General features: G+C 50.7%; 19 protein-coding genes. 17 read left to right on the top strand and 2 right to left on the bottom strand.

Annotated elements, in window-relative coordinates; genetic code table 11:
- Nucleotides 1–1,071 precede the first annotated feature (1,071 nt).
- The 16 genes from FPL19_RS17670 (at nucleotide 1,072) to FPL19_RS13900 (ending at nucleotide 19,044) form a co-directional block, all read left to right on the top strand.
- Complete coding sequence (locus FPL19_RS17670; RefSeq protein WP_225314430.1) at nucleotides 1,072–1,989, top strand: PEP-CTERM sorting domain-containing protein; 918 nt, start codon at nucleotides 1,072–1,074, stop codon at nucleotides 1,987–1,989.
- A 193-nt stretch (nucleotides 1,990–2,182) separates the two neighbouring features.
- On the top strand, nucleotides 2,183–3,595 hold the full coding sequence (locus tag FPL19_RS13830; protein ID WP_150913192.1) for a TIGR03013 family XrtA/PEP-CTERM system glycosyltransferase: 1,413 nt from the start codon (nucleotides 2,183–2,185) through the stop codon (nucleotides 3,593–3,595).
- A 59-nt stretch (nucleotides 3,596–3,654) separates the two neighbouring features.
- Nucleotides 3,655–4,299 (top strand): XrtA/PEP-CTERM system exopolysaccharide export protein, encoded by a 645-nt coding sequence (locus tag FPL19_RS13835; RefSeq protein WP_150913194.1) that lies wholly within the window; start codon nucleotides 3,655–3,657, stop codon nucleotides 4,297–4,299.
- Nucleotides 4,300–4,364: 65 nt separating this feature from the next.
- Nucleotides 4,365–5,891, top strand: coding sequence for an XrtA system polysaccharide chain length determinant (locus tag FPL19_RS13840; RefSeq protein WP_150913196.1), 1,527 nt, complete (start codon nucleotides 4,365–4,367; stop codon nucleotides 5,889–5,891).
- Nucleotides 5,891–6,823, top strand: a complete 933-nt coding sequence (locus FPL19_RS13845; protein WP_225314431.1) for a P-loop NTPase family protein — start codon at nucleotides 5,891–5,893, stop codon at nucleotides 6,821–6,823. Before FPL19_RS13840 ends, FPL19_RS13845 begins: the two co-directional genes overlap by 1 nt.
- Complete coding sequence (locus FPL19_RS13850) at nucleotides 6,816–8,102, top strand: outer membrane beta-barrel protein (protein ID WP_150913198.1); 1,287 nt, start codon at nucleotides 6,816–6,818, stop codon at nucleotides 8,100–8,102. The genes FPL19_RS13845 and FPL19_RS13850 overlap by 8 nt, the downstream gene beginning before the upstream one ends.
- A 32-nt stretch (nucleotides 8,103–8,134) precedes the next feature.
- Nucleotides 8,135–9,043: an XrtA system polysaccharide deacetylase gene (locus FPL19_RS13855; RefSeq protein WP_150913200.1), complete on the top strand. Its 909-nt coding sequence runs from the start codon at nucleotides 8,135–8,137 to the stop codon at nucleotides 9,041–9,043.
- On the top strand, nucleotides 9,037–10,194 hold the full coding sequence (locus FPL19_RS13860) for a glycosyltransferase family 2 protein (protein ID WP_150913202.1): 1,158 nt from the start codon (nucleotides 9,037–9,039) through the stop codon (nucleotides 10,192–10,194). The genes FPL19_RS13855 and FPL19_RS13860 overlap by 7 nt, the downstream gene beginning before the upstream one ends.
- 58 nt (nucleotides 10,195–10,252) lie before the next feature.
- Nucleotides 10,253–11,278: a glycosyltransferase gene (locus FPL19_RS13865; protein ID WP_150913204.1), complete on the top strand. Its 1,026-nt coding sequence runs from the start codon at nucleotides 10,253–10,255 to the stop codon at nucleotides 11,276–11,278.
- 11 nt (nucleotides 11,279–11,289) lie between these two features.
- Nucleotides 11,290–12,423 carry a glycosyltransferase family 4 protein gene (locus FPL19_RS13870; protein WP_150913206.1) on the top strand — a complete coding sequence of 378 codons (1,134 nt, stop codon included), beginning with the start codon at nucleotides 11,290–11,292 and terminating at the stop codon, nucleotides 12,421–12,423.
- Nucleotides 12,416–13,756 carry a phenylacetate--CoA ligase family protein gene (locus FPL19_RS13875; RefSeq protein WP_150913208.1) on the top strand — a complete coding sequence of 447 codons (1,341 nt, stop codon included), beginning with the start codon at nucleotides 12,416–12,418 and terminating at the stop codon, nucleotides 13,754–13,756. Before FPL19_RS13870 ends, FPL19_RS13875 begins: the two co-directional genes overlap by 8 nt.
- A 2-nt stretch (nucleotides 13,757–13,758) precedes the next feature.
- Nucleotides 13,759–14,646, top strand: coding sequence for a glycosyltransferase family 2 protein (locus FPL19_RS13880; RefSeq protein WP_150913209.1), 888 nt, complete (start codon nucleotides 13,759–13,761; stop codon nucleotides 14,644–14,646).
- Nucleotides 14,647–14,661: 15 nt separating this feature from the next.
- Complete coding sequence (locus FPL19_RS13885) at nucleotides 14,662–15,645, top strand: polysaccharide deacetylase family protein (protein ID WP_150913211.1); 984 nt, start codon at nucleotides 14,662–14,664, stop codon at nucleotides 15,643–15,645.
- On the top strand, nucleotides 15,635–16,780 hold the full coding sequence (locus tag FPL19_RS13890; protein ID WP_191965283.1) for a glycosyltransferase: 1,146 nt from the start codon (nucleotides 15,635–15,637) through the stop codon (nucleotides 16,778–16,780). The genes FPL19_RS13885 and FPL19_RS13890 overlap by 11 nt, the downstream gene beginning before the upstream one ends.
- 118 nt (nucleotides 16,781–16,898) lie before the next feature.
- Nucleotides 16,899–17,864, top strand: coding sequence for a glycosyltransferase (locus FPL19_RS13895; RefSeq protein WP_150913215.1), 966 nt, complete (start codon nucleotides 16,899–16,901; stop codon nucleotides 17,862–17,864).
- Between the two features lie 85 nt (nucleotides 17,865–17,949).
- Complete coding sequence (locus tag FPL19_RS13900) at nucleotides 17,950–19,044, top strand: hypothetical protein (protein ID WP_150913217.1); 1,095 nt, start codon at nucleotides 17,950–17,952, stop codon at nucleotides 19,042–19,044.
- 139 nt (nucleotides 19,045–19,183) lie between these two features.
- Here FPL19_RS13900 and FPL19_RS13905 read toward each other — a convergent pair whose 3' ends face one another.
- Entirely contained in the window at nucleotides 19,184–20,548 is a 1,365-nt protein-coding gene (locus FPL19_RS13905; RefSeq protein WP_150913219.1) for an O-antigen ligase family protein, read from the bottom strand.
- 25 nt (nucleotides 20,549–20,573) lie between these two features.
- Nucleotides 20,574–21,320 (bottom strand): aspartyl/asparaginyl beta-hydroxylase domain-containing protein, encoded by a 747-nt coding sequence (locus FPL19_RS13910; RefSeq protein WP_191965284.1) that lies wholly within the window; start codon nucleotides 21,318–21,320, stop codon nucleotides 20,574–20,576.
- A 227-nt stretch (nucleotides 21,321–21,547) separates the two neighbouring features.
- On the opposite strand from FPL19_RS13910, the gene FPL19_RS13915 reads away from it, so the two are divergent.
- Complete coding sequence (locus FPL19_RS13915) at nucleotides 21,548–22,540, top strand: GNAT family N-acetyltransferase (protein ID WP_150913223.1); 993 nt, start codon at nucleotides 21,548–21,550, stop codon at nucleotides 22,538–22,540.
- Nucleotides 22,541–22,605 lie beyond the last annotated feature (65 nt).

Consider the following 22,605-nt stretch of genomic DNA (forward strand, 5'->3'; position numbering starts at 1 on the left):
ATAGCCTTCGTCAACTTCGCATCCAATCGGGCCATTGGCGCAGGTGGATTGAGTGAAGTTGGCTCCCTTGATCAGGATTCCATCAAAATAAAAATCAGATGTGTCATCGGTCCAGATCCAGAAATCCAGCAGGCCGCTGGAAGAAAGTGTGAAGGTCTCCGTTACCTTCATGATTGACTGTTTACCGTCCGAATTTTCAGCGCTGCCAGCCCTTGGAGCAAGAACATCCCCTTGATAGCCGGTGTCGTCGTAGGAAACCCACACGGATCCTTCATAAGGATTGTTCTCCGGTGCCCATGAGGGATGTGCATCTACCTCTTGCAACGTACACGAATCGCCAGCCGATCCGCCAAACGCTGCGCCCAGTTCGCATGATGCTGTTCCACCGCCGGAAACGATCGGTGTGGCTGCTGCAAAGGCGGAAAAGCCTAATCCCAGGGCAGCTACCGCCAACGTTGTTCTGACCTTCATGTTATTTCTCCCAAAAGCTTGTTTGTGGCGATTGCTGAAATTTTTCGGGCATCGCCCCTGGGGTAAGGCGCTGCGAGTTTTATGCCAGATTTTATAAAGTAGAGACCCCTAAGGGATTTAAGTCTGTTTGTGGTTGCTTTGTCGTTATATCTGTAAAAATTATCGACACAATTCATGCTCACGATGACTTGTCAGGTATCCCGGATGGGAGATGGGTAGGCCTTTCTTTAGTTGGTTTGTTGTCGTTAAGTCTCTAGAAAACAAAAAACCTACCGCAGTGGAATTTTCTCAATGAGAGTGCCTGAGCCTGAAATCAGACTTTGCGGCGAAGGGCCAGAACCAGTCCAGCGGCTCCCCGAACTCTTCAGTTTGCTGTGACAGAGGATGCTTTGCATCGTAAGAGCCGATCAGAACCGCGCTGCTGTTATTGCTCGGTGCCGAGTCGAGGGCTGCAGTGTCTTCAAAATTCTTCAATAAATGATTCTGGGTTTAAGAATATAAGCCCTCCTCGCCTGGAACATCGCCGGTCTGGCTCAAAAGTGGTGTGTCAACATCCTTTACAGAAGCTCTTCATGAAATGTTTGGTCGAAAATTAACCAGGTGAAATCGAAGCCTTTTCTAGCGATGGCATGCGGGTTGCTATCTGGCTTGTCGAGAGCAAGGCTTTCCCAAAAGGACGGGGGCTTTGACCACCCACAAAGAAGACGTCATGCAGAGGTGAAAAGGATGAACAGATCCATCGGTTTGTTAATGGGAGCGGTTGTCGCAAGCACTTTTTCTCTGAGTGCAACGGGAGCGGAAATCAAGTTTGATGAAAAAAACTACTTTCTGCCGGGCGACCCGACTGACTATGGGGTAGAGGTGAAGTCACCGACACTCTATTACCCGGATTTTTCGGTAAGCGCTGGCTATTCCAACAAGAATCTGGCGGACGGTGTTTCCTTCAATCGCGACACGGACATAACAACAGGCGATAACGTAAAGGTCTGGAGGGATACCGGTCCGGCACATGGTGGTCTTGGTGTCGAATCGGGCTTGACTGGTGATAGTGACAACTTTGAAGGCAGTCTTAATAATAACGTCAACAACGACGAGGTTCTGTTTTTTGACTTCAAGAGCATCGTAAGCCTCACGAAAGTCTGGTTGAACGCAGGCGATGATGGAAATCCGGGCAATGTGAGCCCTGGCAACAATAGCCACCAGGATTTCTTCACCTCAGATGCAAGCGATGTGTTTGATGTGTTCTTTTCCAATGACGGAAAAAATTACACCTCGATCATGGGCAACACAGCCCCCCAGGATAGTGGATTCGGACTGGAGCTGTTAACTGTGCTGGATTCTTTGGGTAGCAGTGTTGAGTCGAAATGGTTTGCAGTTTCCCATGTTGGCCCTGTTGATTCGGTAGGCGGCTACATCGAGAAGATCGAGTACGCAAGCGTACCCGAGCCAGGTACCCTCGCTCTGCTGGGTCTTGGCCTTGCCGGTCTGGGCCTGTCCCGCAGGCGCAAGCAGGCCTGATATCAGGCTGTAAAATCCACCGACAACCCGGAAGGAATCCGGGTTGTCGGTTTTATTTATGTGCGGTTAGGCTTTAAGTTGTCGTTGCGGCGGTTGCCGCAACCGTAAATTGCAGTAAACTGCTATCCACAAAGTTTGTAGCTGGACGCATCGGATGCGTCTGATCTTATTGTGAATAGCACAAGGAGTTGACGTGGCCCACGTCAGACTGTTCAGACACTACATACATCTTCCTTATGTCATTCTTGGCCTGATCGACTTTCTGGTCCTGGTCTTCGCCTTTGCTCTGGCTGTTTTCTTCAAATATTTCGGCGATCTGTCTTTTTTCGGCGAAAATCTTCAGTTTGTGCTGCCATCCGCGGCGGTGTTCGGGCTCTTCAACCTGCTGGTGATGATCTCCCTGGGTGTTCATCAGTCCCGTATCGAAGACGGTATGTCGGGCATGATGTTGCGCACCATCATGTCCCTGATCGTGGGCATTCCATTATGTGGTTTCGGTTATCTGGTGGCCTCTGACTGGCTCTGGTACCTGGGGTCCAGCAATGTTTTGACGACCGGCACCGTGTTCGGCGTGTTTCTGCTTGGCGCCGTGCGCTCGCTTTTCTTCGCCACTGCTGGCAAGGAACGGTTCAAACGCAAGGTGCTGGTACTCGGGGCCGGGTTCCGGGCCCGGCAGATCCTGGAAGACCTCAAAACGCCCTTTAACCGCAAAGGTTTCACGCTTTCAGGTTTTGTTGCCCTGCCGGACGAGCCCGTGGAAGTGGCCCGGGAAAGCTTGCTGAATATTCCCACAACCATTCACCAGTACATTCTCAAGTACCCGGTAAACGAAATCGTGGTCGCCGTGGACGACCGCCGCAAAGGCCTGCCGATGGAAGACCTTCTGGAGTGCAAGATGGAAGGCGTAAAAATCGTCGATGGCGCCACCTTCTATGAGCGCGAATCCCGCAAGGTGGCCCTGGAAATGGTCACCCGGGGCTGGTTGGTGTTCTCTGACGGCTTCACCGTGTCTTCGGTATTCGGGATTGGAAAGCGTTCACTGGACATTCTTTCGGCTTCGGTGCTGCTTTTGGCGGGTGCTCCGCTGATGCTGCTTACCGTTATTGCCATTAAAATAGAAGACGGGCTCAAAGCCCCGGTGCTTTACAGCCAGGAGCGGGTCGGACTGAACGGCAAGGTATTCAACGTTTACAAGTTCCGGTCCATGATTACTGATGCGGAAAAAGACGGCGCCGTATGGGCAAGCAAGAACGATGCGCGGGTCACCAAAGTAGGTGAGTTTATCCGCAAGGTCAGAGTCGATGAGCTCCCGCAGATCTTCAACGTGCTCAATGGCAGTATGGCTTTTGTGGGCCCCAGGCCTGAGCGCCCTGTGTTTGTCGAGCGGCTTTCGGAAAAGATCCCCTTTTATACTGAACGCCACAGAGTCAAACCCGGGCTGACCGGCTGGGCACAATTATGCTTCGCCTATGCGGACAATGAGGAAGACACCCGGGAAAAGCTGAGATACGACCTCTACTACATCAAGAATCAGAGCCTGCTTCTTGATTTGCTGGTTATAATTCAGACAGTAGAAGTGGTATTGTTCAAGAAGGGATCAAGGTAGTTTCGGGACCAGCTCTCCCCGAGACATGGAAACAGACACGGAACCAGAGAGGATTGACAATGTCATCGAAGTATTCACGTTGGGGGCTGCTGATGTCCCTGGCAGCGGTAGCTTTTATTGCCGGCTGTGCCACTAACTCCCCCTCCTCAAGCGAGAAAATCCAGCAGGCTCTGAACCTGGAGACAACCAACAGCGTCGACCAGTACATTTTAGGGCCGACTGACGTTGTGCGCGTATCTGTCTGGCGTAACCCGGATCTGAGTATTTCAGTGCCAGTTCGCCCCGACGGCAAAATCTCGGTACCCCTGATCGGTGATGTGCACGCAACTGGTGAGACGCCAGAAGGCCTGGCAGACCAGATAGAAACTGGGTTGTCCGGCTATATTCGGGAGCCGCAGGTCAGTGTTGTGGTAACCAGCATGGGCAGCCATGAATACATTGATCGTGTAAGAGTCACCGGCGCAGTCAAGAGCCCCTTGTCCGTGCCGCATCGTGCTGGAATGACGGTACTCGATATGTACCTGACTGCGGGCGGTGGAAACCAGTTTGCAGCCGCAAACGATGCGATGCTCTACCGACCGATGGGCGGGGAAGTCGTCGCGATTCCGGTCCGGCTTGATGACATTCTGAATAAAGGCGACATTGAAACGAATTATGCAATGCGTCCAGGAGACATACTTGCTGTGCCGGAACGAAGCTTCTGATCCGTTAATGAAACCAGTAACGTTCCGCACCCCCCCCGGGTGAACATTAGTGTGAGTATTCGAATATGGCATTGCCACTATCCAGTTTACCGGTAGAAATTCTCAGGGAAATCCGCTCCCGCAAATGGCAGGTATTCCTGGCGTTTGTGATTGTGAGCTTTGTGGTGCTCGCTGCCGGTTTTGTCTGGCCTTACAAGTACAAGTCTGAAGTTGTGATCTTTGTCGATGACCAGAACATCATCCGGCCGCTTATGGAAGGCAGCGCAATTACCACAAAGGTCAGTGATCAGGTCTCCTCTGCGCGGCAAACACTGTCCAACAGGGACGCTTTGACAGAGGTAGCGACCGACCCCGGTATCTGGGGTTCGGGGTCTCAGACCGTCGATCAGGCAACGATCGAATCACGCATAGGGGCCTTGCGCGCCAATCTGGAAGTTAGCCGGGTCGGCGGAGGTTATTTCTCGATTGGTTATGTGTCGGAGTCGCCTGCTGAGGCATTTCGTATTGCGCAGCGCCTCGGCCAGTTGTTCATATCGGAAAGCTCCCAGAAGAAGCGCGTTGAAAGCCGCAGCGCCTATGATTTCATAGACAAGCAGGTAAAAAGCTATGAGCAGCAGTTGGCCCAGGTAGAACAAAGGCTTCAGAACTTCCTCTCGGAAAATAAAGAAGGAACAGAAGAAGAAGCACGAACCAGAATGGGCAATCTCAAGTCTCAACTGGAACTGGCTGAGCTGGAGAGAACGGAGCTGCAGGCAAGAGTTGAGTCGCTTCAGGAACAACTGAACAATATCGATCCAACGCTCCGCCAGGGCAGAACCGCCGATGCTTATCAGCAAAGAATTAGCGATATGGAGGCGAAGCTTGACGATCTCAGGCTGCGCTATCTCGATACCTATCCGGACATTGTGATCCTTAAAGAGCAGATCGCGGAGCTGCGTAAACAGAGGGAGAGGGCTCTGGAAGAAGGACAAGGCGTTAGCGAAGCTGTCTCTGGCCAGGAAGTCGTAAACCCTATCTATCAGGACATTCGCTCCTCTCTGTCGAAAACACGGGCAGACCTCGAGACCACCACAACCCGCATTAATTCGCTCCAGCGTCTGATCGCAGAACAGGAACAGCGGATGGACCGGATACAGGAAAACAAAACCCAGTACTCGGAAATAACCCGGGATATGAAAGTTAATACCCAGATCTACAACGATCTGCTGAAGCGCAGGGAAAGAGCACGAGTTTCCATGCACCTGGATATCGAGGGTCAGGGCCTTAACTATGAAATCTACGAATCGGCCCAGTACCCCACTCAGCCTTCCGGCGTTAAGTTTCCGATGTTCGCGCTCGCCGGCATTTTCCTGGGCGCGTTCGCACCTTTCGGTGCCATTGCCGGCCTGCTTCAGATTGATCCGCGGGTACGCGCCCGCCAGCAACTTGAGGAAGACGTGGGCCTGCCAGTACTCGCGGAAATTCCGCAAGTGCGCACCCCTTACGAGAAACGTCGGGACCGTTGGGTGACCGTCACCATTTCTGTATTTGCCGTAGTATCAGTAGCCGCATACGTTGGCATCGCAGCGGCTGCGCTGTTGGGAGTTATTTAATGGTGGACTATAAACACGGCAGAACCGGTTCAAGTAAAAATGTTGAAGAAGGCATTTTCGATAAAGCGCGTGACCAGCAACAGGAGCCGGAGGACGGCGAAACGCGGGACAGCGCGGAACTGAAGCTGCGTGACGATAGCAATCTGGATCGGCGCCCCCAACATAACGGATCATACCTTGATGGCGATGATTCGCGCATGCTGGTGCCCAGTTCGCTGGAGCTAGGCGCGGGCGCTGTTGACAAGTACGTTATCAGCAAACAGATCGTCAAGATGCAGGAGCCACGCAGGCTGACCCCTGACGATCTGGACGAGCGCCGTATTGTCTATCCCGAATCCCGCAACCGGGATCTGGTTAACCGGTTCCGTCACCTGAGGACCAAGCTGCTGGAACTCTCGGGGGGGAACAACTTTACCATGGTCGTAACCGGCACCAGCGAGGGTGCGGGTACCTCCTTCATGGCTCTGAACCTTGCAGCGGCGTTTGCTTTTGATCAGTCCAAAACAGCACTGATTATCGATTGCAACCTTCGCAACCCCACGCTGCACTCGCAGTTGGACCTTGCGGCGGAAACCGGCCTGACCGATTTCCTGGAAGATTCGGATTACGATATCGGCAAAATCATCTACCCGACAGGCATACCACGCCTTCGGCTGGTGCCCGCAGGCAGCCAACGGGAAGATGCCTCAGAGTTTTTCACTTCGTTCCGTATGAAGCAGTTCCTGCAAGCCATTCGTCGCCGTTATCCCGACCGTTTTATTGTGCTGGATACCGCGCCCATCAGCGATTCACCGGATGCCCGCATTCTCGGGGACCTGTGTGACTATTCCATGCTCGTTGTGCCCCATGGGAAAATCACCAGTGCGTCCGTGGAGACTGCGGCTCGGGCCTTTGATCCGGATAAGTTCGTAGGAGCCGTTATCAATGGATAGGTCAATCGGGGCAGGGACGCTCCGGCGCAGGCTGACAGTGCTACTCGCCGGCCTCCTGATTCTGGCACCACTGAGTACCCATGCACAGCTGCGAATCAGCGGCAACCAGTCCGCTCGTTTTACAGACAATGCAGCAAAAACACCGACAAACGAACAGAGTGACCTTGAGAGCACCACCTCACTAACCGCTGTCTACGAATCCGACCCCGGAAGGTGCAACGCCACTTTTTCCGGTACTGTTGGTTACTCCATCTGGCTGGACGAGTCGTTTGATAACGAAACCAACGCCAACATGAACCTGAACAGCGAATGCGAACTGTCCCCCGGTTTCTACTGGGACCTGGATAACAACCTGCGTGAGGTTCGCCAGGACAGCACTCAGAGCGATACCCCGGCGAACCGCACTAGGAAAAACGTGTTTAGTACCGGCCCCCGATACGTCTGGCGCCTGGGAACACTTGATACCGTTACCTTCAGCAGTCGTTATGAAGACACCGAGTTCGAAGAACCGGAAGAAACGGACAGCGAGCGATACGTGGGCCAGGTAGCATGGTCCCATCTGTTCAGCCCCACACTGACCGGCGGTGTCAGCGGGTCTTACACCAGCACCGAGCTTGATACCGGGGCTGAGGTAAACGTCCAGACAGTTCGGCTTACATCCAGCAAACAGTGGGCGACCACGTCATTTTCAGGCTCCATTGGCGTCAGTGAAATCGAAACCGAGGTAGGGAACGTCTCACAGAAGAGCGACGGACTTGTCGGTCAGCTAGAATTGACGCGAACGCTGAACCCCAGCACCCGCTGGTATATCCGCGCTTCCCGCGAACTTACGGACCGCACCTCCGACATTGATATCCAGTTTGGAGAATTTGATTTCGGTTTTAACGAAAGCATTTCCGTTGAGACAACGACCGTTGCGACCGGCCTGACTAAAAGCTTTTCGGACCAGGGCAACCTGAATATTGAGGTGTTTGCTAACCAATCCGACCAGCTTGAAAGCGATCAGTTGGAAGAGCAGGTGGGGCTCAACCTCGGTTACTCGAGGCCCATCACCGGACGGCTCAGTGGCAATGCCCGCCTCGGGTATCGTTATCTAACCTTCGAAGAGAACCAATCGGATGACGCAACAGCCAATGTGCGTGTGGGCCTCAGTTATCAGGCAAGTCGCGAACTCAGCTTCTCAGGTCAGCTGGGCCATGAACGCAAAACCAGTGATGTCAGCAGTCGGGAATATGACGAGTCCTTTGTATTGATTTCAGTAGGATACCGGTTCCGTTAACGGGCCAGCGACTTTAACAAGGTATTGAACTCATGGCAGACCAAATCGACAACGCACTCACCATCGATGTGGAAGACTACTTCCAGGTTGCTGCACTGGCTGAGGCCGTGCGTCGTGAAGACTGGCATTCCATGGAATACCGGGTAGAGGCCAACACCAACCGGTTGCTGGAACTGCTGGACCGACATAATACCCGGGCGACCTTCTTTACCCTGGGCTGGGTGGCAGAAAAGTCACCCCAACTGGTGCGGAATATTCAGAAAGCTGGCCATGAAGTGGCCAGTCATGGCTACAGCCATCAATTGATCTACAACCAGACACCAGAGGTTTTCCGCGACGAAACTCGCCGCTCCAAGCAGATTCTGGAAGACATCACCGGCGAGCCCATTACCGGTTACCGCGCAGCCAGTTACTCCATCACCAACCAGTCACGCTGGGCCCTGGATATACTCGCCGAAGAAGGCTTCGTGTGGGATTCCTCGATTTTCCCGGTACACCATGACCGCTACGGCATGCCCGGTACCCCGCGGTGGCCACACAGGCTGAAGACCGACCAGGGCCACGAACTGGCCGAGTTCCCCCTGAGCACCCTGAAATTCCCCGGTTACACGCTGCCCATTGCTGGTGGAGGCTATTTCCGGCTGTTTCCTTACTGGTTCAGCCGCTGGGGCCTGGGAAGTATCAACCGCCAGGGACAGCCCTTCGTGTTCTACCTGCACCCATGGGAAGTAGACCCGGAACAGCCGCGGCTGGACGTAAAGTGGTTCTCCCGCTTCCGGCACTACAACAATCTGGACGTTTGTGAGCACAGGCTGGACCAGTTGCTGGGGCACTTCCGGTTCACCGCCATGGGTGACGTACTCAAAAACCTGCAACTACTGGAAGGGGAAGGGTCGGCCAGGGTTAGCGAACAGAAGGTGGAATCCGCATCACCATGCTAGTGCTTCTGTTCTGGGTATCGTTTTTGCTCCTGTTTTACATCTATTTTGGCTATCCACTGTTGGCCAGAATGCTTTCCTCTGCGCGGCCCAGGCCCGTAAACGCCACCCTCGGATACCAGCCAAAGGTCTCCATCCTGATTGCGGCCTACAACGAAGCAAAGGATATCGAAACTACCCTGCAGAACAAACTGGCGCTTGACTACCCGCCGGAAAAGCTGGAAGTGCTGGTGATCTCGGACGAATCCAGCGATGGCACAGACGAGATCGTAGAGCGCATAGCCAACGGTGCGCGCTCCAGTGTCCGGCTGTTTCGTCAGGTACCCCGGCAGGGCAAGACCGCTGGCCTGAATACCCTGGTTCCGGAAACCACCGGCGATATCCTGCTGTTTTCAGACGCAAACTCCCAATGGGATACCCAGGCCGTCAACAGGCTGTGCAGCAACTTTGCCGACCCGCAGGTGGGCTATGTCACCGGCAAAATGGTCTATGTCAACGAGGACGGCTCCCTGGTGGGGGATGGCTGCAGCGCCTACATGAAATATGAAAACTGGCTGCGCCAGCAGGAAACCCGTGTCGGCTCAGTAGTGGGTGTGGATGGCGGCATCGACGGTATGCGCAAAACGCTCTATCAACCCCTGAACGCAGATCAATTGCCGGATTTTGTACAACCGCTGAAAGTGGTGGAACAGGGTTACCGCGTTATTTACGAACCGGAAGCACTGCTCAAAGAAGAAGCCCTAAACGACAGTGAAAGCGAATTCAGCATGCGGGTGCGCGTCAGCCTGCGGGCACTCTGGGCCCTCAAAAACATGCGCCACTTGATGAACCCATTCCGGGACCCGATTTTCGCCTGGCAATTGATCTCCCATAAGCTGCTGCGTTACACCGCCTTCGTGCCACTGTTCACCCTGGCCGTTAGTACCCTGTTGCTGGCCCCTACGCGGGGTATTTACACGCTGGCTGCCATCGGCTTGGTTGTCTTTGCCGCACTGGCCTGGACAGGACACAAGCGGGAAGGAGAGGGCAGATGCTTATCCGCAGCCTACTCGATACCGTATTACTTCATGCTTCTGAACATTGCTTCCTACAAGGCAACGAGCGCGTTCCTTAAGGGTGAGAAGAAGGTTGTCTGGAATCCAAGGAAGGGGTAACCGGGAGCTGTTTTCATGTAGTTTTCTGTTACAGCGATTGAAATCTGAAGGTTAAATAATGGAAGAAGGTAACCGGCCAGTGCGGTGGCTGACTAACTGCTCCCCTCTGGTCAACTGTGAAGATCATGGAAAGCGATTTATTTGTGAAACGGTACCTGACGATATCGGGGGGCTCTCGCGCCTCTGGATATTGTTCAGAGGGCTTTTCCGGAACCAGGTTGCCGTTATTCACCAGTCTGGCAAAGACATCGTAATTCTAGTCATTTTTAACAAAGTGTTTTTCCGCGGCACGCGCAAGATCGTTGGAATTGATTTTCAGTTTGCGCGGCCCGAGCCCGGCAAGGTGGGAAGGCTCAAGGCCTTGGTTTGGAAGTGGGCTTGGTCGAACGTTAACCTCGTTATTGCCCACATGCGTTTCATTAAAGAACTGAATCGTTTTTACGGCATTACAGAAGAAAACTTCATGTTCGTCCCATTTAAGATCAATGGCTTTGAGACTATTGATGCAGAGAATATTTCTGACGAAGGATATGTGTTTACAGGGGGCTACTCGCGGCGGGATTACCGTACGTTTTGTGCTGCCATGGCCATGCTCCCTGATATTCCGGCAAAGTTGGTGACCCTTAATCCGGAAGCTCTTCGCGTGCATGGTGTAAACGATAAGGATATTCGTGCCCCGCAGAATGTTGAAGTCATCAGGCATGATCAGAACCCGCAAACCTGGCAGAGATTTGTCGGTAAGTCCCGCTGTGTTGTCATCCCAATTTCAGAGGAGACAATTTGTTCTAATGGAATCAGTGTTTGTTTGAATGCCATGGGCCTGCGTAAACCCGTCGTCATTTCAAGATCTCCCGCAGTTGATGGGATATTTGAAAGCGGAAGGGAATGCGTCATCGTGGATTTTAAGGATCCAGAGGGCACGGCGTCCGCTATCCGAAAGCTTTGGGACGACACAGCCTTCAGAGAGCAACTGGCAGAGCAGGGGTACAGTGCTGCCAAGGAGTTTGGTGGCGTAAATGCTTTGATGGAACGGATCGCCCAGGCTGTACTTGCCTCTCCGGTGGTCTCATCAAAAGCAGATTAGGGAATTCAAGTATGGATAACGAGACTACTGATATCTGCATCCTGATGGATTACTACCGCGACCCATGGGCTGGTACCGAGAGCCAGGTCTTTAAGCTGGTGCAGGGTCTTCTCGAGAGGGGTGTAGGAGTCAGATTTGTGGTGCTGAGGGGGTCAGAATATACCCAAAATGGCCGTTTCCCTGTGCCCGTTGAGGTTTTGAATGTCGGGAAGATTGCAAGTTTAGGCAGTTTTTTGAAAATGTATCGACTTGGGCGATCTTTGAGGAAGCAAGGCACTGGTCTGGTTCATGTATTTTTCAATGACGCGTCCGTACTGGCTCCGCCGATAATGAAGGTTTTGGGTATTCCTTGCCTCATTTCGCGTCGTGATATGGGGTTCTGGTATACCGCTGCATACCGAAGAATTTTGCCGATCACTGGCCGCTTCGTTACGGCCGCCATCTGTAACAGTCAGGCAGTCGCAAAAGTAACCGAGGAAGTGGAATGTCTGTCTGAATCGAAGCTGAGTGTGATTTACAACGGCTATCCGGAATTGAAAGCTCAGAGCCCGGAGCCACGCATTCTGACTGTTAATGAAAAAGCTTTGAAAGTCGGTATTGTAGCGAACCTTAGACCAATTAAACGCATTGGTGATGCCATAGAGTCAGTTGCTTTGGCACGTTCGAAAGGCATTGAAATTGAGCTTCATGTAATAGGTGGTGGAGACGATGAGCCCTACCGCAGGCAGGCCACCCGCCTGGGGATCGAGGCTGCGTGCAATTTTTGGGGTCAACAGACACAGGTTGATGATTTTATTGCGGGCTTCGACATTGCGTTGCTGACCTCTGAGTCTGAGGGATTTTCCAATTCAATTATTGAATATATGCGAAACGCCAAACCAGTTATCTGTACGGATACTGGCGGGAATAGCGAGATAGTTGAACATGGAATTAATGGATACCTCTATCCAGTTGGCGATGTAGAAAGCCTGGCATCGAGACTGGTTGAACTGGCACATGAACCTGAGCGCAGAGCACAAATGGGCCAAGCGGGCCAGGGAAAGGTGTTGAGCGCCTATTCTGTGGAGCGCATGCTTGATGAGCATTTGGCACTTTATGGACGCATAACCGGCAAGAGAATCACGGAGAATCTCAGCCATGCTTGATACGCTGTCCAGGTACGTTTTTTACCCGCTCTGGGATTTAAAAGATCGAAGCAAGAGACTTGACCATTGGCGGGCGCTCGAGAAGCAGCAGTGGTGGAGCCCCAAAGCGGTATCCGAACTGCAGTGGGCGCGACTGCGAGCATTGGTTGCTCATGCAGGGAAGCACAGCCCGTTTTACCGTGATCTTTTTGCCCGCATCGAGTTTGATGGTGAGAACCTGTTTTCCACCCAGGCCTTTCAGCAATTGCCGGTGACCACCAAAGCCGATATCCGTAACGGAACTGATCGCTTTATTAGCGAAACTCACCAGAAAGATAGGCTCGTCATCGCCAAAACTGGTGGTTCTACAGGCGTGTCGCTGAATCTATATTTTGATGAGGAATGTCAGGAAAAGCGCAACGCAGCCCAACTTATGGCCGACCGCTGGGCTGGCTGGGAACTCGGGATGAAAAAAGCGGCTGTCTGGGGAAATCCCCCTGTGCCGGCTACCATCAAACAAAAGCTTCGGCACCATTTGCTCGATCGGACAATTTATCTCGATACCATGGATCTAAATGATCAGAGCATGGGGGATTTTGTCGAGCTCTGGCGTAAAGAAAAGCCTCGTGCGGTCTTCGGTCATGCCCATTCGATCTATCTTTTTGCCCGCTATCTTCTGGATAACGACATTCGAACGCTTCGTCCGGATGGAATCGTAGCGACATCGATGATGTTGCTCGACCATGAGCGCACTGCTATCGAGAAAGCGTTCGATTGTGCTGTCACCAATCGCTATGGCTGTGAAGAGGTTGGGTTGATTGCTTGTGAGTGCGAGCAACACTACGGAATGCACCTGAATCTTCCTCATGCCTATGTCGAATTCCTGGACGAGAATAATGACCCGGTAAAACCGGGTGAGCCCGGTAAAATTGTGGTGACTGATCTGAACAATTACGCCATGCCGCTAATTCGCTATCGCGTTGAGGATGTTGGCGTACCAAGCGATCGGGTGTGCAGCTGCGGCCGTGGTTTGCCATTGATGGAGCGACTGGAGGGCAGGGTGGCTGATTTCCTCGTCAAGCCAGGTGGTGGCCGGGTAGCGGGGATTTCCCTGGTTGAGCGAACGCTGACTAAGGTTCCCGGAGTCGAGCAGATGCAGCTCGTCCAGGAATCACTGGATAGGATCGAGATAAATCGTGTTAAGGGTCAGGATTACAGTAACCAAACCGACGAAGCCCTGATTCGGGAATTTCGTGACGTCTTTGATAGCAGCGTAGATCTGGTAATTAACGACGTTGACCGAATCGCCCAGGAAGCTTCCGGAAAATACCGCTTTTCGATTTGCAAGGTTTGAGTATGCAACAACCGCTCGTCAGCGTGGTGATCGCCACCTATAACATGGCCCAGTACCTGCCGGATGCTGTGGATTCGGTACTGGCCCAAAAGGACTGGGACAACCTTGAGGTAGTGATCGTTGATGACGGCTCTGCGGATGATACCGAAGACCGAATGACTCGCTTTAGCGAGGATAGTCGTGTTCGGTATATTCGCACCGAGAATCGTGGGCAGCCCAAGGCCAAGAACCGTGGCATCTATGAGGCGCGAGGTGAGTTCATTGCCTTTTGTGACGCTGATGATATCTGGCAGCCTGATAAGCTCGCGATGCAGATGCCCGTGTTTCAGGATGAGGACGTAGGTGTTGTTTACAGCGAAGTTGCGTACATCAACCACAAGGGAAGCAGCATACCCAAGGAGCCAAGTACTGATCGGGAAAGTGGTTGGGTGACCTCTCATCTTGTTATCAGAAATTTTGTTCCTTTTGGCACCGCCGTGATGCGCCGAAGCTGTATTGAACGCCAGGGAACGTTCGACGAGGACCTTCCCATGGGCATTGACTGGGACCTGTGGCTCCGGTTCTCGGTGGCCTGGAAGTTTGTGTACGTTCCTGAGGTCACATATCTGTACAGGATCTGGCCAGGCCAAATGTCAAAGAATTATAGGGGCCGCTACGACAATGCCTTCAAGATCCTGAATAAATTTCTGAAATCGAATCCAGGGGCGGTACCCTCTGCAATCGTCTCTCGTGCGTGGGCTGATATGTATGTTGGGCGGGCAATGTGTATAGCCCAGGCTGAGAGGAGCATTATTGAACCAATGCGAGACCTCATCCGCGGGCTTCGCTTTGATGTTACTTACTATCCGGCCTGGAAATCCCTGGCCAAGCTCTTTCTGCGCCGTGTGTAGCACCGGGATGTGTTGATGACGCTAAATGATCTGATCTATCGCTTTGCTAGACCCCTTGGCGGGCTTCAGGTGGCGAAATATCTTGCCCGCCGGCACCCGCGTATTCTGATGTACCACCGAATCTCACAGAACCCTGCAGATGGCGCAATTTGTGTTGATAATTTTCGCCAGCAAATGCAGACGATAAAGCGCGAACTCAACCCTATAAGCCTGGATGAGTTGATATCTGCTCATCAGCAGGATGCTGTGCCGGATAACGCGGTGGTCATCACTTTTGACGATGGTTACGCTGATTTCTACGAACATGCCTTCCCGGTGCTGAAAAAAGAAGGCCTGCCCTCTACATTGTTTGTGACCACAGGCTTTGTAAATGGACAGCTTTGGCTTTGGCCTGATCGTCTTCGTTACTGTGTTGACCAGACGACTTGTGACCACATCAGTGTCCCCGAGATCAATAAGACGATATCGATTTCAGGGAGTCGACATGAAGCCTGGAATACCCTGGCAGATCATTGTCTGGAACTGCCTGATCAGGAAAAGAACAATTTCATACAGAGAGTTGCGGACCAACTCCAGGTGGCATTGCCGGCCTCTGCTCCTGGCCGATATCAGGGGCTGAATTGGGACCAGGTGAGGGAAGTCAGTCGCGCGGGTATCGAAATTGGCAGCCACTCTGTCAGCCATCCGATTCTGACAAGCCTTGATCCGACAGAACTGGAAAATGAACTGGTTATGTCCCGCGAGACCATAGAGCGAGAGATCGGCCAGCGTGTGAAGGCTTTCTGCTATCCGAACGGCCAGCCGATAGACTTTAATGAACGGGTAAAGTCTGCGGTCCGTGCGGCTGGTTACGAATACGCCCTGGCTGCTTTTCCAGGCCGTGAAACCTTGAAAGACCCTTGGGCTATTCACCGGTATCCAGGCAGTATTTCTACCTCGATGTTCGAGAAAACCGTTTATGGCTTTAGTTACCTCAGGCTTCAGTACCATGCGTCCTGAGCTGAAAGGGCTAAAGGTGCTTCACCTGATCGACAGCGGGGGGCTATATGGCGCCGAAAAGATGCTTCTGGCCCTCGCAAAAGAACAGATTCGCCAAGGGTTTGAGCCTATGATTCTGAGTGCCGGCGAGCATGGAGTCAATGAAAAGCCCCTGGAGGCTGAAGCTAAACGGCTTAACATACCGGTGATGCCCTTCCGTATGAAGCCGGGTCTCAATTTCAAACAGGCTTGGAAAATATTGAGGTGGGCACGGGAGCAACGCTACCAACTTCTCCATTCACATGGTTTCAAATTTAATGTCCTTCTTGGGATGTTCCCAAGAAACATTAGCCGCATTCCAATAGTCACCACCCTACACGGATACGTTCATGCTCCTCGATTTTCAAATCTCTGGCTCTATCAGCAAGTCGATCAACTCGCTATCCGTCGCATGAAGGGCGTAGTACTTGTCGGAGCGGCAATGAAGAAGGAATTCCCCGGTAAACTGTCTAGTGGCCATGCCGTGGTTATCCCAAATGGGTTGGATCTTTCAGCACTTGAGATGTCATCGCTTGCTTTGATGGATGAACCATTCAAATCTTTTTTCGCAAGCCATGAACCCGTTATTCTTGGAATCGGCCGGCTTTCCAAAGAGAAAGGGTTTGATAGATTAATTTCAGCATTCTCTGAGTTCAAAAAGGACTTCCCGAGATCTGGACTAGTTATTGTTGGTGAAGGTGGATGCCGGCAACAACTTGAAGAATTAGTGAGCCAGTTAAGCGTAGAAGAAGATGTGCTTATGCCTGGTTACTGTAGCTATGTCCCAGTTCTCTTGAGACATTCGCAGGCACTAGTTATGCCTTCCCTATCGGAAGGACTGCCAATAACTCTCCTTGAAGCCATGTCGTTAAAAGTCCCAGTGGTTGCGTCTGCGGTTGGAGAAATACCAAGGGTTTTGAGTGATGGAGAGGGCGGTACTTTACTAGGCAATATTGAGCCCGATACAATTTCTAAGGCAATTAAAAATATAATAGCCAATAAAACAAATTCTTGCAGACAAATAAAAATATCACATGAGGTGGTAAATAAAAAATATTCATCCGTTGCTATGTCCCGCAATTATTTGGAATTTTATAAAAAAGTTCTTGCTTTTTAAAATAAACAGAGAACTTTTCTAATTCTTTTTACAGCCTTAATTCAAAGCATTCCCGACTGTATTAAAATATTTATATAATAACGTTACAACTATTTTCATTTTCTATTGGAGGCGTTAAATGAGAAAGGGTGGAGTATTTATAAGTTGGGAAACGCATACTCGTAGTAGAACTATTTCAAAAAAACTTAATGTTAGATTATTTGAAATAGTTGTTCCTGGAAACCTCTTCAAGCGATATTTGGTTTCTACTTTTAAGACTTGTTTTATCATTCGACGTTCTGATCCATCAGTGATAATAATACAAAATCCGTCAATTGTTCTGGCACTAATCACGTTGCTCTTCTTCTCTCGAAACCGAAAGATAGTTATGGATGCACATAATTCTGCCGTTTATCCGATGGAAGGCCGAAATAAATTTCTTAATGGGTTTGCACAATTTCTTCTGCGTCAGAGTGATCTCGTTATAGTGACTAACCACGCTTTATACGATACGCTTTTCACTCTTGGGGCTAAACCATTTGTACTATCAGATCCGATACCAACACCGCCTATTGGAAATAGAAAAATCATTGATATAAACCCCGAGATACCCGAGGTTGTTTTTATATGCACTTGGGCGCCAGATGAGCCCTACTTGGAGTTTTTAGGAGCGGCTAAGTTACTGGAAAATGAGTCGATATCGATAAAAGTCACGGGCAGACCGCCAGAAATCATCAAAAATAAATCGATGCCAAGCAATCTAAAGCTAATGGGATTTGTATCTGATCGTGACTACTGGGAACTTTTAACCAATGCTGCAGTCGTAGTCGACCTTACCACTCGTGAAAATTGCCTGGTCTGTGGGGCTTATGAGGCCGCAGCTGTTGGCGCGCCTTGTGTAGTCAGCAATACTCTTGCTACCAGGGAAACGTTCACGAGTGGATACGTATGTGTTGAGAACAAAGCCAATGACATCGCTGAAGGGATCCTGTTCGCTTTGGTGAATCAAAGAGAACTTAGAAATGCTGTCGCCGATTTTAAGGCGAGCTATACGTCCATTATCCGTCAAAAAGTTGACGAATTGAGTGGCGAACTTGGAATCTAGATCCTTGTAGACCCCCGTCGCTTTATAAGATCATTCGTAAATTGAGAGTGGTTTGGAGAGGTCTACTGTGGACGGGAGTGAATTGATGTTGAATAAATGCTTTTACGATATACCTATTTGTTTAGCGATTGCTTGCCTTCCCTCGCTAGTGTTGGCTCAGCCTGTCGTAAGTGGGATGGAAGGGACGGTCGCAGACGGCCAAACACTGACGATTTCTGGCCAAGGATTTGGCGAGTTTAATGGTCGCATCGTTTCATGGGATGACTTTGAAAATCAAGCGATCGGAAATACGGTTCACGGAAGCAAATCGAAGATCGGAGCTGGCTGGTCAACTCAATTTGGCTATCAAGGAGATGCCATAGTTTTTGACAATACACATTCGGTCAGCGGTAACAAATCCGTTAAAATCGAATGGGGATTGGAGCCCGGCTCAACTATGAAAGGGTTTGGTTGGTCGAACCAAGGACCAATAACGAACATCTACATAAGTTATTGGCGGTTTATGCAAGGGGACTATAGTGCTGCTGACGGTGATAATCACAAGCAGTTTTATTTATTCGGCACAAATGACGGGTGGCCTCAGTTTATGCCCCTGATTCCTGCCAGACAGACGTACTGGGGAATTTATAACAATTCTGGGCAATTTTCTTCCCGAGCAAGCGGAATAAGGGAGAAGAATACTGAAAATTGGGTTTATTCAAACACCATCAATGAGTTTCAACGTTGGGAGTGGCACATTGAGTTGAATGCGCCAGCAGATGCTTACAATGATTCTGTAAGGGGGTGGATGGATGGTGTGCTTGGTTTTAACTTTGATGACTATCGGACTGGACGTGTTGACGGAGCGTTCGATGACTTTCGCCTTGGGCACATGGCGATGGGTTTCATGGATACAGCAAAAGCGTGGTTTGACGATTTATACGTAGCGACTACCCCGGCCCGAGTCGAAATCTGTGCCGTTGATGTTTGGGAGAACTGTGGGAAAACAAAGGTGCTACAAGTTGTTGATCCTGCTAAATGGAGTCCGAGCACAATAACCATTGAAATTCGCGGATCTGAGAGATTCTCCGGACAGAATGGATTTGCGTATGTCGTGGATTCAGAGGGTAATGTGTCCGAGCCTTACAGTCTCAGATCAGGTGTCGCGCCACAGCCACCTTCAGCACTGAAGGTTAATTGACTGGCTCGTTAATTACGCTTTTGCTGGTAAGTAAAAAACAATTTTTTCGATTGAGCGGGCGGGCCGCTATACCTCGTTCCTGCTATTAGTTCAGCAAGCGGAGAAGAATCTCGCTCTCTCCTTGCTGGACAAATAAGCGCTACTGGGTCGATGTATGTGGCGATAACTCTCTGCCGGGTTCTGTTTTTTTGCCTGAAAGCACGGTGTAAGAAGATTTTCTGTTCTCTTCTGTAATTCGCCAAAGAGATATTGTGATACCTGCAGCGAACCACCAATAGATCTCGTAGGTGTCCATTCCGAATAGTCCGAGGAAAAGCCTTGCAAATATGAATGCGACAACAGCTTTGGAGCATGCGCGGACAAATTGACTACTTCCGTCCTCAAAATCGGGTGACGTGGTGACATGCGTTTGGATAGTCCGATTGGTACGAATAATAACCATTAAAAAATAGCCAAACGCGATAACTCCTATGATGCTTAGGTTAGTTAGAAGCTCTAGGTACAGATTGTGAGTATCTTGCATTCGACCAAACATTTCGGCGCGAACGCTTGGAAATGCCGACACACCTATGCCCCATGGATGGCTAACAAAAACAGCAACCGCATCTTTAAGTATTTGGATGCGTTTCTCGGCAGATGCGCCCTGTTCTTCCTGAAGGGTAAAGATTGACTCAAATCGGGTGATGTATTCGGGTGGAAGAAAGGAAATTGCAATTGGTGCAGCAACCATTAGAATCGCAAGAAGCTTCAGTTTTCCAGTTCCTTTCTTTTCCCACCAGAAATAGGCGATAAGCAGCCCAGTGGCCACATAGCCTGTCCGAGATCCTGTGAACACAATTATGATGGTGCAGCCCACAAGAAGCCCGGCAAGAGCCAGTTTCTGCAGTTTGTTGGCGACGGGAAAGAGATAATAAATAAATGGCAGGCACCCTACGGCCATGCCACTGAAGGAATTTGGGTGAGCATATAGCCCTGTTGACCCATGCAACCGCGGTATACCCTGATTCATCCACACCATTGAACCGGATAGCCATCCAACGAATCCCTCCTGCCCAAGTTTCAGCATAGCGAGAAGAAAGGCACCGACAGCCATTTTCAGAGCCCAGGGCGTTCGAATGAAGGCGGCAAAGAAGAGTGCGAGCATCGAGAATTTGACGACCCGCTCGTAGAAAACCGTCCAGGACTGTGAGTGGTCATAAGAAAAAATTGTGTAGAAAGCCAGAACACCAAAAAAGAAGCAGATTGGCTTTTTCAGCGGTGTTGGTGAAAGCCGTTCGTTCAGTAGACGGATTACCGCGCAGACAATCAGGAAAGTGCCGAGCAAGAATTCGAAACGGATTGCCCCGAGTATGCTGACCCGATGACCGAGCTGGAGGTACCACGCGAAAACGAAAACGCAGGTACAGATTACTAGGAATCTGCTTTCCTTTGCGTGATGATTGAGAGCGCTGTTACCACTTTTTATGGCAGCGCCACGATAATTGTTGGCAGGTGGCATAGTCATTGACGCTCGCTATTCAAGTCGAGTCTCAAGAGAGATCCCGTTTTGGAAGCAAGCGGTGCCTGAGCGCCTGAAGCTTGGAGCCGTTATAATTTCTCCAAAACCAGGCCATTAACCGCAGGTAGTTCTTTTTGGGATGCCAGATAAAAATGGGGATTAGCTGTCGAGAGATGGCGCATTCCATTTTTTGATAGGGAGTGAGTTCCGGAAATACGCTCTCCAGGAAGTCATTCACTTTTACATCCAGTACTAGATGGGTTCTGGGTTCATCTCCATCGTTACGGACATAATGCTTCTTGGAGAAGTTAACGTAGTAGAGGCGCCCCTCCTTAAGGTGATAGTTATTTCCATTAACAATGAATTTTACTTTGTCGTTGGTCACTATCGGAATATGAAGCCGGACTTGCCCGAAAGCGTAATCGGACACTTCGCTGTAAGTGTCCCTATGTTCTTTGATGATGCTGCCAGGCATCAGTTTCATGATCCTGATTCTGCCGTGGGGGCAATCGAACGCATCCAAAATCTCGTTGAAATAGGGCAATTTTTCTACGTAACGCGTGCGCTTGTATTCGCCCCACTTACCTATTCGTTGCGATTCCGCACCGTCAGCGCTTCCGTCATGAGATACAAGGGGGATTGTGGTCCATCCGTCGGCAAGAGCTTCATCGTAGTGGGAAAGCCAGTTTTCGTTCTCCAGTTCCTGGAGCTCTTTTCGCATGCGCTCCACATCAAACTTCATTGGAAATCGATCGGTTAAGTCGTAATGCTCGAACATGGTTCCCTCCCTCAATATTTCAGGCCAAGTCCCCCAAGTGGGTAGCGCACAGCCGAACGATTTGATTATGTGCCAGGCCGAGATTGCAACGTCTAATTGCTGTATTCTAGCGCCATTAGCTGGGGTATGACAGCCTATAGAGCCGCCAGATTTCATCGGTTTCTAATATCAGAGCTTAAATTTTTTACCAGGGATTTTTTACCTTTCAGAAGGGTAAAGAGGTGTAAATGAGTCTGTTCCAAACGAATGCGTGGCAGAAGGCCTGGTGGGCAGAATGGGCTGACACACCGGGTGCAACATTGGTTTCAGAGGGTGGTAACGGTCGCTCTGGACTATACGTGCATGGTTATCGGCATGGCCTCCCGGTGAAGACCCAGTGCATGCAATACGTTGGTACAAGTTACCGAAAGTTCTCGGCCCCGCGGACCGAATACAATACGCTGGGCCATCTGAATGACCTGCCTGCTGTTCTGACTGAGCTGGAGCAGGCTCAATGGACAGAAGCAGTATTCTCGGACTTGAAGTCTGAATCTGAAGAACAGCAAATGATGCAGAGCTGGGCTCGGAAGCATGGTTGGCTCTTGCGGGAGATATACCAGGATGTGGCCTACGGCATTGCTGCGACTGGAGCGTTTGAAGATTATTTGGGCACTCTGGGTAAAAATACCCGGTTAAAGCTCTTTAATCGCCGAAAAATGTTCGAATCCCTTGGCGATGTGGCAGAGGAAAACTTCTGGCCTTACAGGGCGAAAGAATTCTTTGAGTTACTGAACGGCTTTCACGAGGTGCGATGGGGTAGTCCTTGTTTTAGTCACCGAAGTGTTGCGTTTCATCTAGATTTTCTGGGCCGGGCCGCTGCAGACGAAATTCATCCACTTCTCATGGTTCTGCACATAGACCAACGTCCGGTATCTGTGCTCTACAATGCTTTGTTCCGTGGCTGCGTATACAATATCCAGGCTGGTTTTGATGAGAATTTTCACAGGAAAATAGCGCTTGGAACTCTTCACCTTGGCTATTCCATCGAATCGGCTATTCGGGATCCCTCGGTTCAGTATTTTGATCTCCTGGCGGGTGAGGGTAAAAATACGAACTACAAGGTGAACCTCGCGACTGACCAGGAATCATTGGTTACCTTTATGATCGTAAGAAACCGCCTGTTCGAGTTGCTTTATCGTACTAAAGACGCAATCACACGTTTGAAGAGGAAGGCGCGGTAATTTTGGATGCGTCCGTGTAGAATCCTAGCGGACGTAAACTAGTGTTTTTGTTCTTGCGCCAGGTT

It is taken from the genome of Marinobacter halotolerans (genome assembly GCF_008795985.1).
Taxonomy (GTDB): domain Bacteria; phylum Pseudomonadota; class Gammaproteobacteria; order Pseudomonadales; family Oleiphilaceae; genus Marinobacter; species Marinobacter halotolerans.

What these genes read in the sequence shown, in the direction of transcription:
- FPL19_RS13845 (WP_225314431.1), top strand. Translation starts at nt 5,891, where the DNA reads ATGGTGGACTATAAACACGGCAGAACCGGTTCAAGTAAAAATGTTGAA.
- FPL19_RS13870 (WP_150913206.1), top strand. Translation starts at nt 11,290, where the DNA reads ATGGATAACGAGACTACTGATATCTGCATCCTGATGGATTACTACCGC.
- FPL19_RS13885 (WP_150913211.1), top strand. Translation starts at nt 14,662, where the DNA reads ATGACGCTAAATGATCTGATCTATCGCTTTGCTAGACCCCTTGGCGGG.
- FPL19_RS13890 (WP_191965283.1), top strand. Translation starts at nt 15,635, where the DNA reads ATGCGTCCTGAGCTGAAAGGGCTAAAGGTGCTTCACCTGATCGACAGC.
- FPL19_RS13895 (WP_150913215.1), top strand. Translation starts at nt 16,899, where the DNA reads ATGAGAAAGGGTGGAGTATTTATAAGTTGGGAAACGCATACTCGTAGT.
- FPL19_RS13840 (WP_150913196.1), top strand. Translation starts at nt 4,365, where the DNA reads ATGGCATTGCCACTATCCAGTTTACCGGTAGAAATTCTCAGGGAAATC.
- FPL19_RS13905 (WP_150913219.1), bottom strand. Translation starts at nt 20,548, where the DNA reads ATGACTATGCCACCTGCCAACAATTATCGTGGCGCTGCCATAAAAAGT.
- FPL19_RS13900 (WP_150913217.1), top strand. Translation starts at nt 17,950, where the DNA reads ATGTTGAATAAATGCTTTTACGATATACCTATTTGTTTAGCGATTGCT.
- FPL19_RS13850 (WP_150913198.1), top strand. Translation starts at nt 6,816, where the DNA reads ATGGATAGGTCAATCGGGGCAGGGACGCTCCGGCGCAGGCTGACAGTG.
- FPL19_RS13875 (WP_150913208.1), top strand. Translation starts at nt 12,416, where the DNA reads ATGCTTGATACGCTGTCCAGGTACGTTTTTTACCCGCTCTGGGATTTA.
- FPL19_RS13910 (WP_191965284.1), bottom strand. Translation starts at nt 21,320, where the DNA reads ATGTTCGAGCATTACGACTTAACCGATCGATTTCCAATGAAGTTTGAT.
- FPL19_RS13855 (WP_150913200.1), top strand. Translation starts at nt 8,135, where the DNA reads ATGGCAGACCAAATCGACAACGCACTCACCATCGATGTGGAAGACTAC.
- FPL19_RS13865 (WP_150913204.1), top strand. Translation starts at nt 10,253, where the DNA reads ATGGAAGAAGGTAACCGGCCAGTGCGGTGGCTGACTAACTGCTCCCCT.
- FPL19_RS13880 (WP_150913209.1), top strand. Translation starts at nt 13,759, where the DNA reads ATGCAACAACCGCTCGTCAGCGTGGTGATCGCCACCTATAACATGGCC.
- FPL19_RS13860 (WP_150913202.1), top strand. Translation starts at nt 9,037, where the DNA reads ATGCTAGTGCTTCTGTTCTGGGTATCGTTTTTGCTCCTGTTTTACATC.
- FPL19_RS13835 (WP_150913194.1), top strand. Translation starts at nt 3,655, where the DNA reads ATGTCATCGAAGTATTCACGTTGGGGGCTGCTGATGTCCCTGGCAGCG.
- FPL19_RS13915 (WP_150913223.1), top strand. Translation starts at nt 21,548, where the DNA reads ATGAGTCTGTTCCAAACGAATGCGTGGCAGAAGGCCTGGTGGGCAGAA.